The sequence below is a fragment of the Nocardia sp. NPDC101769 genome (assembly GCF_044766925.1).
In the GTDB taxonomy this organism is placed as follows: domain Bacteria; phylum Actinomycetota; class Actinomycetes; order Mycobacteriales; family Mycobacteriaceae; genus Nocardia.
On the sequence record NZ_JBIWMX010000001.1, the window covers coordinates 634,619 to 647,421 of the forward strand.

General features: G+C 68.2%; 13 protein-coding genes and 1 pseudogene. 2 read left to right on the forward strand and 12 right to left on the reverse strand.

Annotated features, from left to right (window positions below; genetic code table 11):
* Positions 1–165: 165 nt before the first annotated feature.
* From ACIRRA_RS02660 to ftsH, 11 genes and pseudogenes are all read right to left on the reverse strand, one after another.
* Positions 166–981 (reverse strand): type III pantothenate kinase, encoded by an 816-nt coding sequence (locus ACIRRA_RS02660; RefSeq protein ID WP_402762082.1) that lies wholly within the window; start codon positions 979–981, stop codon positions 166–168.
* A gap of 10 nt (positions 982–991) precedes the next feature.
* A complete protein-coding gene (panD, locus tag ACIRRA_RS02665) occupies positions 992–1,411 on the reverse strand; it encodes an aspartate 1-decarboxylase (protein ID WP_354831429.1) in 420 nt (139 codons plus the stop codon).
* Positions 1,412–1,424: 13 nt separating this feature from the next.
* Positions 1,425–2,351: a pantoate--beta-alanine ligase gene (panC, locus tag ACIRRA_RS02670; protein WP_402762086.1), complete on the reverse strand. Its 927-nt coding sequence runs from the start codon at positions 2,349–2,351 to the stop codon at positions 1,425–1,427.
* A 146-nt stretch (positions 2,352–2,497) separates the two neighbouring features.
* A pseudogene (locus ACIRRA_RS02675) lies at positions 2,498–3,436 on the reverse strand (Rossmann-like and DUF2520 domain-containing protein); the annotation flags it as partial.
* Positions 3,437–3,559: 123 nt separating this feature from the next.
* Positions 3,560–4,612: a DUF6779 domain-containing protein gene (locus ACIRRA_RS02680; RefSeq protein ID WP_402762089.1), complete on the reverse strand. Its 1,053-nt coding sequence runs from the start codon at positions 4,610–4,612 to the stop codon at positions 3,560–3,562.
* Positions 4,613–4,681: 69 nt separating this feature from the next.
* Positions 4,682–5,152, reverse strand: coding sequence for a DUF3180 domain-containing protein (locus ACIRRA_RS02685; RefSeq protein ID WP_402762092.1), 471 nt, complete (start codon positions 5,150–5,152; stop codon positions 4,682–4,684).
* Between the two features lie 16 nt (positions 5,153–5,168).
* Entirely contained in the window at positions 5,169–5,702 is a 534-nt protein-coding gene (folK, locus tag ACIRRA_RS02690; protein WP_402762095.1) for a 2-amino-4-hydroxy-6-hydroxymethyldihydropteridine diphosphokinase, read from the reverse strand.
* Between the two features lie 4 nt (positions 5,703–5,706).
* A complete protein-coding gene (folB, locus tag ACIRRA_RS02695) occupies positions 5,707–6,123 on the reverse strand; it encodes a dihydroneopterin aldolase (protein ID WP_402762098.1) in 417 nt (138 codons plus the stop codon).
* Positions 6,120–6,983: a dihydropteroate synthase gene (gene folP / locus ACIRRA_RS02700; protein ID WP_402762272.1), complete on the reverse strand. Its 864-nt coding sequence runs from the start codon at positions 6,981–6,983 to the stop codon at positions 6,120–6,122. The genes folB and folP overlap by 4 nt, the downstream gene beginning before the upstream one ends.
* A gap of 77 nt (positions 6,984–7,060) precedes the next feature.
* Positions 7,061–7,660 carry a GTP cyclohydrolase I FolE gene (gene folE, locus ACIRRA_RS02705; protein WP_402762101.1) on the reverse strand — a complete coding sequence of 200 codons (600 nt, stop codon included), beginning with the start codon at positions 7,658–7,660 and terminating at the stop codon, positions 7,061–7,063.
* 177 nt (positions 7,661–7,837) lie between these two features.
* The gene (gene ftsH / locus ACIRRA_RS02710; RefSeq protein WP_402762104.1) at positions 7,838–10,201 is read right to left on the reverse strand and encodes an ATP-dependent zinc metalloprotease FtsH; all 2,364 of its coding nucleotides are present in this window, start codon (positions 10,199–10,201) and stop codon (positions 7,838–7,840) included.
* 368 nt (positions 10,202–10,569) lie between these two features.
* Between ftsH and ACIRRA_RS02715 the strand changes: the two genes are divergently transcribed.
* On the forward strand, positions 10,570–11,436 hold the full coding sequence (locus tag ACIRRA_RS02715) for a hypothetical protein (protein ID WP_402762106.1): 867 nt from the start codon (positions 10,570–10,572) through the stop codon (positions 11,434–11,436).
* Positions 11,437–11,491: 55 nt separating this feature from the next.
* Here ACIRRA_RS02715 and ACIRRA_RS02720 read toward each other — a convergent pair whose 3' ends face one another.
* The gene (locus tag ACIRRA_RS02720) at positions 11,492–12,316 is read right to left on the reverse strand and encodes a DUF1266 domain-containing protein (RefSeq protein ID WP_402762109.1); all 825 of its coding nucleotides are present in this window, start codon (positions 12,314–12,316) and stop codon (positions 11,492–11,494) included.
* A 216-nt stretch (positions 12,317–12,532) separates the two neighbouring features.
* Between ACIRRA_RS02720 and ACIRRA_RS02725 the strand changes: the two genes are divergently transcribed.
* Positions 12,533–12,802 (forward strand): DUF2277 family protein, encoded by a 270-nt coding sequence (locus tag ACIRRA_RS02725; protein WP_356998658.1) that lies wholly within the window; start codon positions 12,533–12,535, stop codon positions 12,800–12,802.
* Position 12,803: the final 1 nt, after the last annotated feature.

Consider the following 12,803-nt stretch of genomic DNA (forward strand, 5'->3'; position numbering starts at 1 on the left):
GTCGGGGGCTATACGAAGCCTCGACGACCGTCGAGGCGAATCAGCCTCGACAACACTCCTGGGTGCTCACACGGAAATACACGTCGGCGAGTCTAACAGCGGTTCGCCGAGAACCACCAGGGGCTCCCGGCGACGACTGCGTCACTTTTATTCCAGCCGGTCTGTTCAGGGCCGGGCGGTGCTGGGCTCGGGCCGGGCCCGGCGCTGCTGATTGCGCTCGTAGACCAGGCGCAGGCCGTCCAGCGTCAGATGCGGCTCGTGATGCTCGATGGTCTCCGACTCCGGCACGATCAGCGGCGCGGTCGCGCCAGTGGCCACCACGGCCACATCGTCGCCGGAGAAGGCGTCGATATCGCGAATGCGATCGATCAGGCCGTCCACCAGGCCCGCGAAACCGAAAATGGCGCCCGACTGCAGGCACTCCATGCTGTTCTTGCCCACCACGGACCGCGGGCGGGTCAGCTCCGCGCGGCGCAGCGCACTGCGGGCGATCAGCGCCTCGGTGGAAATCTCCACACCGGGCGCGATACTGCCGCCGAGGAATTCCCCCTTGGCCGACACCAGATCCACACAGATGGCCGTCCCGAAATCCACCACGATGGCCGGCGAGCGGAAACGGTGATATGCCGCAAGACAATTCACGATGCGGTCCGCGCCGACCTCCTTGGGATTGTCGACCAGCAGCGGAATACCCGTGCGCACACCGGGTTCCACGAGCACGTGCGGGACATCAGCCCAATAGCGGGACAGCATTTCGCGAAGCTCGCGCAGCACAGGCGGCACCGTGGACAGCGCCGCGACGCCCACCACCTGATCGGCGTCCGCGCCGATCAGGCCGCGCACCTGCAGCGCGAATTCGTCCGCGGTCAGCAGCGGATTGGTGTGCATCCGCCAGTGCCGCACCAGCTTCGCGTGATCTCCGCTGCCGGAGAACAGGCCCAGCTCGATGCTGGTGTTGCGGACATCGATGGTCAGCAGCATGGCCCGCCGCTCAGGCCAGCGAGAGCGAACGCGGCGAGATCAGGTCGGACCCCTCCGGGGCGTGCGCCGGATCGGTGCCCAGCTCGACCGGGCGATTGCGCTCGTCGACGAAGACCACATGCGGGGCGTAGTTCTTCAGCTCGGCTTCGTCCATCATGCCGTAGGCGATCAGGATGACCAGGTCGCCGGGATGTACGAGATGCGCTGCGGCGCCGTTGATTCCGATCACGCCGGAACCGCGCTCGCCGGCGATCACATAGGTCTCGAGGCGGGCCCCGTTGGTGATGTCGACGATGCTGACCTTCTCGCCCTCGAGCAGGTCGGCGGCATCGAGCAAGTCCTGGTCCACGGTCACCGAACCCACGTAGTGCAGATCGGCGTGAGTCACCGTGGCGCGGTGGATCTTCGACGTCATCATGGTGCGCAACATCGTCGTCGCCTTCCTAGAGAGCTGCCTGGGCAGGCTGATCGGGGGCAGTGGGGTGGCCATCGAGCGGCTTGCCGATGGAGACGGGCATGTTGTCGATCAGGCGGGTGGTGCCGACCCGTGCCGCGACCAGCAGCCGGGCATTGCCGGTCGGCCATTGCTCGGAGAAGTCCGCACCCCGCAGGGCCAGATAGTCCACCTGGATGTCCGGTGCGAGATCCAGCACGGACTGCGCGGTCTCCAGCACGGCCTCCGGACCCCGGCCCGCCGCGTGCCGGCCGGCCAGCAGCGCCGCCGACAGGGTCGTTGCCAGCTCGCGCTGCTCCGCGCTCAGGTAGCGGTTGCGGGAGGACTTGGCCAGACCGTCCGCCTCGCGGACGGTCGCCGCCGGCACGATCTTCACGTCCATGTTCAGGTCGACGACCATCTGGCGGATCAGCGCCATCTGCTGGTAGTCCTTCTCGCCGAAGAACGCCTCGTGCGGCTGGCAGATATTGAAGAGCTTCGACACCACGGTCAGCACACCGGAGAAGTGGCCCGGGCGGGTAGCGCCCTCCAGGATGTCGCCGTAGGGACCGGCCTGCACCGTGGTGCGGGTGCCGAACGGGTACATGTCCTGGGCGCTCGGTGCGAACACCAGCTCCACGCCCTCGCCGCGCAGCAGTTCCACATCCGCGTCCAGGGTGCGCGGGTACTTGTCGAGATCCTCGTTCGCGCCGAACTGCAGCGGGTTCACGAAGATCGACACGATGACGGTGGTATTGGTCAGCTTGGCCAGCCGCACCAGCTCCAGGTGGCCCTCGTGCAGCGCGCCCATGGTCGGTACCAGCGCGACCCGGCGGCCCACCGACCGCAGCGCCTTCACGACCTTGGTCATGACGGCCGGATCGTGCAGCACGGTCAGCTCGCCGCGCTTGTAGGTGCCAATCAGCTTGGGGTCCATGGGCGTCAGTGTCCTTTCTCCGGCCGGTCGGGGCCCTCCGTGGTTACGCTTCGCTGCCGCCCCCGGGCCTCACCGCCCGACCGGGGTCCTTTCTCCGGCCGGTCGGGGCCCTCCGTGGTTACGCTTCGCTGCCGCCTCCGCGCCTGACCGCCCGACCGGGGTCCTTCCAGCAGATCGATCAGGGCGGGATTGGTCCCGGCGCGCTCGGCCGAACGCAGCGACAGGGCGCGATAGCCCGCGGCCAGCCGGGGATTCAGGGCTTGGAGAGCGTCCAGATGCGCGGCCACCGCGGCCACATCGCCGCGCGCCACCGGGCCGGTCAACGCGGCCGGGCCGCGGCGCAGGGCATTGTCGAGGGCGGCCGAGGCCAGCGGCGCCAGCATGCGCTCGGCCAGGCCGTTCGGCTGATCGTCGACCGTCTGCTGACCCAGCAGACCCGGACCGGACAGCGCGGCGCGCAACGCCTCGACCGCATCCACGATCAAGGTCACCAGATGGTTGCTGCCGTGGGCGAGAGCCGCGTGATAGAGGGTGCGATTCTCCTCCGCGACCCGCACCGGCTCGCCGCCCATCTCGATAACCAGCGACTGCCCGATGGCATAGCCGATGTCGTCGGCGGCGGTCACGCCGAAGCAGGCATTGGACAGGCGGGCCACATCCTCGTCGTGTCCCGTGAACGTCATGGCCGGATGAATCGCCAGCGGCAGCGTGCCCAGCGCGGTCAGCGGCGCCAGCACGCCGACCCCGTTCGCGCCGGACGTGTGCACCACGATGGTGCCCGCGCGCACCGTGTTCGCAACCGCCAAACCCGCGACCAGACCCGGCAATTCACTGTCCGGCACCGCCAGAATCAGCAGCTCACTGCGGGCGGCCACCTCCTCGGCGGGCAGGATGCGGGAATCCGGCAGGCGCGTGGCGGCACGACGCACCGAGGCATCCGAAATCGCGGACACCCCGAATACGACATGACCGGCACGCTCCAGTGCCACACCCAGCGCGGATCCGACGCGTCCCGCCGAGACGATTCCCACCGTCAAGCGTGCAGGCGCAGGATCGGTCCCGCAGACATCCTTGTCCGAGGTCACTTTGTCCTCTCGAAAGTCGTTCCAGTCCCGCCTTGCGGGTACCGGACGTTACTCGTGCGAGGATATCGCCGCCGATTCGCCAGAGCTACCCACTGTGGGATAGGCAACTCTGGCGGGTGAGGGTCAGTTGCTGTTCTCGGACTTCAGGTTGGCCATGATTTCGGCCACCGAGAGGCGGTGGGTGCCTTCGGCGTCGGTGTCGTCCTCGGACCGGCGGCGACGGCGGGCGGTGGCGCGGCCAACCGGGGCCGCGGTGGTGGGGTCGGGGGTCAGGCGCGGGACGGGGACAGGGCCGTTGGTGGCGGTGCCATTGGCAGCGGCATGGGTATCGGCGGCAGTACCGCTATTGGTGGGCGCATTGCCGTTGGCGCCGGTATGGCCGTTGACCGAGGGGACGTCGGCGGATTCGTTGGCGGCCTCCGGGTTCGGGGGCGGGATGGGCGAATCCGGTTCGGCGGCGGCACGTTCGGCCTCGTAGTCCTGACGCATGGCGTCGGTGATGATCGACGTCTCGGCGGTGACCGGGTCGTCGAAGGGGGTGGCGAAGGCCGGCGGTTCGGGGTGCGCGGGATCGAACTTCGGGGCCATGCGGGCGCGGGGGTCGTCGTCGTCCTCGGCCTGGTCGGGGGACGACCACGGGTCCCAGGGATCCGCGTCCGCCCAGTTATCGTTCGCCGCCTCGGGGGCCGGGCGGGACTCGCTGCTCGGAAGTTCTTGGACCCGAACGGCATCCGCGCGCAGGGCCGGGCGCTCGGAGGGCAGATCGCCATCGAACAGACGCTGCAGGCTCTCGCGCAGGACCGTGAGTTCGGCACGCAGCGCGGCCATCTCCGCGGCGTCGGCGCCGACCTCGTGGCGGACCCTGGTCTCGACGCCGAGCTCGTATTCGCGGCGGGCAGCAACCTCGCGCTCCAGCTGGAGTTGGTAGACCTTCTGGAGGTCACCCACTTTCGCCTTGTCGACGGCCGCTTCCCTGCGATAACGGGTGGCCGCGAGCGCGCCGATGGCGGCCGCCCAGAGGGCCGCGACCAGGCCCACCCGGATCAGGTGGAGGTTGTCACTGAAGACCAGGAAAACGCTGGCAACCAGTCCGAGGAGAAGCAGAAAGCCGGTGAAGAACTTTCCCGCATCCTCCCGGCGGCGACGGGAAGCACTGCTACGGGAGGGTGAAACCATGTCCGCCAGCGTAGCTTGATCTCGGGAGTGTGGTCCCCACCTTGGCGATGATCAGTGCCAATCTGTTAGCTATGAAGTAGCTGCCTCGTCAGGCGGCTCAATGGGAGCGCGGCAGCAATACTCCAGCCACAGGGCCGCGGCCACCAGGGCCACCCCGCCCAGCAGACCCACCACCGCGCCCGGCGTATCCGACGCCGCCGCACGCAGATCCGAGCGCTGCATGAGCAGCCACACCAGGAAACCCAGCCAGATCCCGCCCACCAGCGACCCCACCTGCGCCGACGCCTTCGCCAGCGCCACCGCCCGGGCCGCCGTGATCGCATGCAGCTGCCCCGGACCGGGACCGATCCCGTGATTCTCCTTACGCTGCCGAATCACGAAGGCCAGCACCGCCTCCAGCAGCGCCACCGGCAACAGCGAGGCGCCCGAGAACACCGATATCGGCGGGAAGCTCGAATACGCCATATTGGTGGCGACCCAGGCCACGATCGCCGCCAGCAGGACATTCGCACACAGATCCAGAATGCGGGTCGGCTTCACCGCAGCAGCTCCGGCGTCACGGCGTCCAGCCCAGTGTCAGCTCGGTGCGGCGCACCCCGCTCACCTCGGCAGAATCCAAGGCGGACAACCACTCTCGCAGCGTGCGCAGCGCGCCGGTCGCCTCCAGCTCCGCGTCGGGATCGACCTCCAGCCACGGCACCAGCACGAACGCGCGATGGTGGGCCTGCGGATGCGGCAGCGTCAGCACCGGATCCAGGCTGCGCACCACCACCCGGCCCTCGCGGCGGCGCGACTCGGCCTGCACCACGTCCACATCGAGAGTGCGCGCGCCCCAGCGGACTTCCCGAATCCGGCCCGCGGCCTGCTCCAGCTCCTGACCCAGGCGTAGCCAGTCCGAGGGCTCCATGGCCGGATCCTCGGCCACCAGCACGGCATTCAGATAGTCCTGCTGCGGCACCCCGCCCCACGGCGGGGTCGAGTACACCGACGAGACCGCCACCACGCGCGGGCCCAGCGCCTCCACGACACTGCGCAGATGCGCCAGCCGGTCACCGAGATTGGATCCGATCGACAGGACAACGCGGGTCACCGCTCTACTCCTCCGGTTCGCGACGGCGGGACGTCACTACACGGACGTCTTCGAAGGTATGCGGAATCGGCGCGAAAGGCTTGTGCAGCACCACTTCCACGGCCTGGATACGCGGATCGGCCATCACCTCGTCGGCGATGTTCGAGACCACCGTCTCGATCAGATCCTTCGGCTCCCCGGCCACGATCTGCACCACCTGCTCGGCCAGCTCGCCATAGTGCACGGTGTCGGCGATGTCGTCCGACTTCGCGGCGGCGGTGAAATCCGTCCACAGCGTCAGATCCACGACGAACTCCTGGCCGTCGCGCTTCTCGAAGTCGAAGACACCGTGATGACCGAACACGCGCAACCCGCGCAATTCGATACGGTCACCGGGCAATTCGATCCGGTCGCCCGGCGATCCGGCGCGATCGATGCTCACAGCCGCTCCCCTGTCTCCCGTTCCCGCACATACCGATCCCGCAGGCGCCTGGCCGCATTGGTGGTCGCGTCGACCACCGCGATGGCGTCCAGCGACGATCGGACATCGTGCACTCGCACACCCCAGGCACCGTGCTCGGCGGCCAGGGCGGAAATCGTGGCCGTGGCGACCTCGCGGCCGTCCGGCGAGCGCGGGCCCTCGGCATCGGCCAGCAGACCGCCCAGAAAACGCTTGCGGGAGGCCCCGATCAGGATCGGCAGGCCCGCGTCCATCATCTCGGTCATGCGATAGAACAGGCCGCCCAGCAACTCCCAGTTGTGGTCGGCGTTCTTGGCGAAGCCCAGGCCCGGGTCCAGCACCAGCTGCCCGAAGTCGACACCGCCGGCGAGGGCGAAGTCGACCTGCGCGTTCAGCTCCTCCCAGACCTTGGACACCACATCGTCGTACTGCTCGGCGGGACCGGCGTGACGGTAGTCCGCCTCGGCCCGCCAGTGCATGAGGATCCACGGGATCTTGGTCGCCGCAACGACTTTCACCATGTTCGAGTCGGCGCGGCCGCCCGAGACGTCATTGACCATGGACACACCCGCCGCGATGGCGGCCTCGGCCACGCTCGCCCGCATGGTGTCCACGCTGGTCGGCACCCCGGCCGCGGCCAGCTGCCGGATCACCGGAACCACCCGCGCCGCTTCGGTTTCCGGGTCGATACGAACCGCGCCGGGCCGGGTGGACTCACCTCCCACATCGATGATGTCCGCGCCCATCTCGTACAGGTCGAGACCGTGCGCCACCGCCAGACCCGGATCCAGGTAGCGGCCGCCATCGGAGAACGAGTCGCTGGTGACGTTCACGACGCCCATCACCACGCATGAGCGGCCCCCACGAGGAACAACCAGGTTGGCCCCCCGTGTACCGCTCTCGGCCATGGTCGGTGCGCTCACTTTCGCAGAATGAGATCCAGGGCCTCCGCGCGAGAAGAGGCGTTTGTCTGCAGCAAGCCGCGCACCGCCGAGGTGGTGGTGGAGGCGCCCGGTTTACGGATACCGCGCATCGCCATGCACAGATGCTCGGCCTCGATCACCACGATGGCGCCGCGCGGATCCAGCTTCTCCATCACCGCGTCGGCGATCTGGCTGGTCAGCCGCTCCTGCACCTGCGGGCGCTTGGCGTAGAGATCGACCAGGCGAGCCAACTTGGACAGCCCGGTCACCCGGCCGTGCGGGCCCGGAATGTAGCCGACGTGCGCGACACCGTGGAACGCCACCAGGTGGTGCTCACAAGTCGAGTACATGGGGATGTCGCGAACCAGCACCAGCTCCTGGTGCCCCTCCTCGAAGGTGGTGTTGAGCACCTCGGAGGGATCGGTGAACAGTCCGGCGAACATCTCCCGATAGGCCCGCGCCACCCGGGCCGGGGTGTCGGCGAGCCCGGGACGATCCGGATCCTCGCCGACCGCGATCAGCAACTCCCGCACGGCAGCCTCCGCACGGTCCTGATCGAACGGTCGACCGGTGTCGAGCGCGATCAGGCCGGACACGACACGATTGTTGGTGGCCGACAATCGACACCTCCTGTGTTGACTTGCCGCACATGCACACGCGGCCTGGACGCGGTCGCCGAACCACTCGGGCGGATCCGGCCGCGGGGCGTTCCCCCAGCGTCCGAACCCCGCCCGAGGCGGGCCGCGAACCCATTGAGCCTATCGGGACCGCGGTCAGCGGCGACCGTTCGGTCCGTCCCAACCGTTCTTCTCGTCCTCGTCATTCCCGGACGCCGGCTGCGCGGCCGGATGCTCCGGCTGCGAGTAGCCCGGCTGATACTGGCCGCCCGGCTGATACCGCTGGTTGCCCGCGGGCGCCCAGCCGCCGTACGCGCCGCGCGGCTGCGCCGCCGGAGCCTCGTCCTCCTGCGGCGGCCAGCCCGGCGCCGACCAACCGGCCGGAGCGCCGTAGTCCGGACGCGAACCGTGCGTCGGCGCACCGTGCCGCGGATAGGCCGGAGCCTGCGGCAGCGGATAGCCCTGCGGCGCGGGCGCCGGATAGCCGCCGTACTGCGGCTGCGCGGTGCCGTAGACCGGTTCCGGATAGCCGTTGGCGGGCTGCACCACCGGATGCGACGGCCGCGAGCTCTCCTCCGGCCACGGCTCGCCGCGCTCGGCGGCCAGCTCGCGCGGGGTCTTCACCGGCGGGCGATCGGACGGGGTGCGGTCACCGAAATCGTTGAAAGCCGTGATGCGCGGCCGCTTTTCGACCGTCGTCAGCACTTCCTCGAGATCCTTGCGGTGCAGGGTCTCGCGTTCCAGCAGCGCGGTGGCCAGGGAGTCCAGCTCGTCGCGGTACTCGTTGAGCACCGCCCACGCCTCGGTGTGCGCGGCCTCGATGAGGTTGCGCACCTCCTCGTCGATCTCGCGGGCCACCTCGTGCGAGTAGCTCGAGGCCATGCCCATGGACCGGCCCAGGAACGGGTCGCCCTGCTCCTCGCCGTAGCGGACCGCGCCCAGGCGGGCGCTCATGCCGTACTCGGTGACCATGGCACGCGCGATCTTGGTGGCCTGGTCGATATCGGACGAGGCGCCCGTGGTCGGCTCGTGGAACACCAGCTCCTCGGCCGCGCGACCACCCATGGCCATGACCAGGCGGGCGATCATCTCCGAGCGGGTCATCAGGCCCTTGTCGTCCTCGGGCACCGTCATGGCGTGACCGCCGGTGCGGCCGCGAGCCAGGATGGTGACCTTGTAGACGGGCTCGATATCGGGCATCGCCCAGGCGGCCAGGGTGTGACCGGCCTCGTGGTAGGCGGTGATCTTCTTCTCGTGCTCGCTGATCACCCGCGACTTGCGGCGGGGACCGCCGATGACACGATCGACCGACTCCTCCAGGGCCGCACCGGTGATCACGTTGCCGTGCTCACGCGCGGTGAGCAGCGCGGCCTCGTTGATCACATTGGCCAGATCCGCACCCGACATGCCGACGGTCCGCTTGGCCAGACCCTCCAGGTCGGCGTCGGTCGCGATCGGCTTGCCCTTGGAGTGCACCTGCAGAATCGCACGACGGCCGTTCAGGTCCGGGTTGCCGACCGGGATCTGCCGGTCGAAACGGCCCGGGCGCAGCAGCGCCGGATCCAGGATGTCGGGCCGGTTGGTGGCGGCCATGATGATGACGCCGGTGCGCTCACCGAAGCCGTCCATCTCCACCAGCAGCTGGTTCAGGGTCTGCTCGCGCTCGTCGTGGCCACCGCCCAGGCCGGCGCCACGCTGGCGGCCGACCGCGTCGATCTCGTCCACGAAGATGATGCAGGGGCTGTTCTGTTTGGCCTGATCGAACAGGTCGCGCACCCGCGAGGCGCCGACACCGACGAACATCTCGACGAAGTCCGAACCCGAGATGGTGAAGAACGGCACCCCGGCCTCACCGGCAACGGCCTTGGCCAGCAACGTTTTACCGGTACCCGGCGGGCCGTAGAGCAGCACGCCCTTCGGGATCTTCGCGCCCAGCGCCTGATACCGCGCCGGGCTCTGCAGGAAGTCCTTGATCTCGTAGAGCTCTTCGATGGCCTCGTCGGCGCCCGCCACATCCTGGAACGTGGTCTTGGGCATGTCCTTCGACAGCAGCTTGGCCTTCGACTTGCCGAAGCCCATCATGCCGCCGCGACCGCCGCCCTGCATGCGCGCCATCACGAAGATGAACAGGCCCAGCAGAATCACCATGGGCAACATGAACAGCAGAATCTGGCTCAGCCAGGAATCCTGCTTGACGGTGGTGTTGACCTTGGCGCCCGAATCCTGCGCGGCCTTGAAGACCTGCGCGGACACCTCGCCGCCGCCCGGATACTTGGCGATGAGCTTGGTCTCGCCCTTGGTGGCATCATTGCCGTTCTTCAGCGTGATGCGCAGTTGCTGTTCTTTGTCGTCGATCTGGACCGAATCGACATTCGACTTGTCCTGGAGCTGGGAAAGCGCCACCGAGGTATCGACGCTATGCCAGCCGCGCGTGTCGTTGCTGAAATAGCTGACCAACCAGATCACGAGCAGGAAGCCCGCGACTATGGCCAGGTTGCGGAACACAGTCTTGCGGTTCATAGAGCGTCGGCCGGCGGCCAGTCCTTTCCGGGGGGTGTATCCGGTTTGCCTGCGATGCTTGCGTGGCACGCCCGTTCCGGCGAACGGATGCGGACATGCCACGTTACCGCGTACGGTCTAGTCGTTACATCGCGCAGTTCGGCAGCTAGTGCAGTTCAACAGGTAAACGGCTGGAGAACGCGGGTGGTTCCCCGACCATCTGCGGCAACACACTGGGTCGATCACCCCCTGGTGTCGGACCGAGTGGTCACAATCATGGCATGGTCGTCTCATCGTGAGTGACGACACAACAGAGCGCAGGGGGTATGGACATAGTCGAGCTACGGACACCCACAGCGATTGTGCGTCATGGCAACGGGCGTTTGACGGTGCTGCGACCCGGAACCGACGGCGAGCGCGTGCTCGACGTGCCGGTAAGCGACCTGCTCAAGGTGCGTTTGAACCGGCGCGCCGATGACGCCGTCGTCATCGAAATATATTTGCGCTACCCGACCCCCGTCCTGACCGGCGTCCCCGCCGACCGGACCCCGCTGCCGGTGCTCATCGCCGAGCACGATGTGCCCGCCGCCACCGTCATCGTCGAGCGCATCAACAATCAGATCCTGGCCACCCAGCGACTGGACGTGGCCGCCCCCGATCTCACCCCGCCCGCACCCTCCTGGGGACGCAGCGGGCCCGCCCGCGCGGATGTGGATCGAGCGGTGCGCCGGATGGCGCCCAAGCGCGACGCCAAGCAGGCCGTCGCCGCGCTGCAGCGCTATGTCACCCCCGGTGAATACGTACTGGAGACCGCCCTCGTCACCGCGCAGGCGCCAGCGCCCCGGGCCACCGGATTGCTCGCGATCACCACCACCCGGATGATCTTCGTCTCGCTGAGCTCGGGCAAGCGTTTCGCCCACGAGCTACCGGTGGCGACCCTGCTGTGGGCACGCACGACCGACGACGCCGAGGGACCGGGCGTCGCTCCCGTCGAGTACGGCGTCGAGGTCAGCGACGGCAATCTGACCTGGCATTTCACCGGCACCGACCGGGCCGACACCGATCGGGTAACGGGCGCTTTGAATTTCGCCATCCAGCGCGAGGTGACCGACGGCGCCGCCGGGCCCGCGGATCCCGGTGTGGCGAAGCTGTACTCCGAATGGGAATTGCTGGTCGAGCGGCATTCGCTCGGCATGGTCGATGACGCGCAGTTCCAGCGGTACGGACGCGGAATTCTCCGGTCCCTGCCCGATTGAGCGCCGGGCAGATCGAGTGAGGAGGTTTGGGGTCGAGCCCCCGAACCCGACCGGCTTATTCGTCCGGCTGCAGAGCGATGCGCCGCCACGGGCTGGTGGGACGCATCCACAGCCGCAGCAATTCCATCCGCCGGTCCACGCCACCGGATTTCAGTTCCGCGAGGTCCTCGCACGCCTGCCAGTAGGTCCACCCGGCCAGGTAGGCGTCGCCGAATTGCCGCCAGTTCCGGTATTTCCGCTGGGCCGGGGGCAGCGCGCGCATGAGGTAATCCCAGGCGACATCGGCGTCGAGGTAGCCCGCGGTGTAGGCCATGCGGGCGACGGCGACGACGCGGGCCAGATCCCAGGCCTGGATATCGGTGGGCAGCGGGCGGACCAGATGGTCGGTGAGCCCGAGTTTGATGGCCTGCGACCAGATGTCGTAATCGCGGACCAGCGCCTCCGGATTCTCCATGCCGCGGAATGAGCCGACCTGCCGCAGGAACGCGCGGTGCCGATCGGCGCGCTCGCCGAAGCGATCCCGTTCAGGGGAGTTGATTGCCGCCATGACAAGTGGATGCACGAGCGCGTACAGCGGGCCGTGCATGCCGTCCAGCAGTTGTTCCATCGAGGCCATGGCCTCGGTGCCGTCGGTGATGCCCCAGGCGCCGGTGAGGGTATCGATGGCAAGTTCGCGGCGATCACCGAGGGGATGGTCGCGTTCGGGGCCGAGCAGCAGGGCGTCGTGGAAGGCGTCCCAGCGGGAGGAGTAGAAGCCGCCGAGCGAGAGGGCGCGCAGTTCGTCGTCGGAGACCTGCGCACCGGACCAGTGATCGTCCTCGCGCTGGTCGAGCTCCGGGTATGGAAAAGTCGTCAGCGTGGGCACGTCGCGGGCAGACATACCCCGATTGTTCCCCATCGATCTTGGAGTGGCCCACTATTCGCCGATCACGTGTGCCGCACCGGCCGCGTCGGGCGCGAATAATCGGCAAACCATTCGGTTTGGAATTCCGGCGGCCACAGCGCGGCATTCCCGCCGGCGCCACGCGACGCACTCACGCAATTGTCTGAATTTTGCCCTGTCACAGCGGGTAATCGAGCGCTAACCTCTGGGGGCATGAGTGGGAACATCACCCTCCTCCGCGGGCTGAGTCCGGCCGCCACGGAGCAGGAAATCTACGCCGCCGCACAGGAATACGTGCGCAAAGTCGGCGGGGTGTCGGGATTGACGACGGCCACCAAGGCCGCGGTGGACAAGGCAGTGGCCGCCATTGCCGCGGCCACCACGCAATTGCTGGCGGAATTACCGGAGCGACGGGCCTCCGAAGGCGAGCCGCCCACCCGGCGACGCGCCGCCCGGGACACCGTCGCGGAGGAAGCGAGCTGAC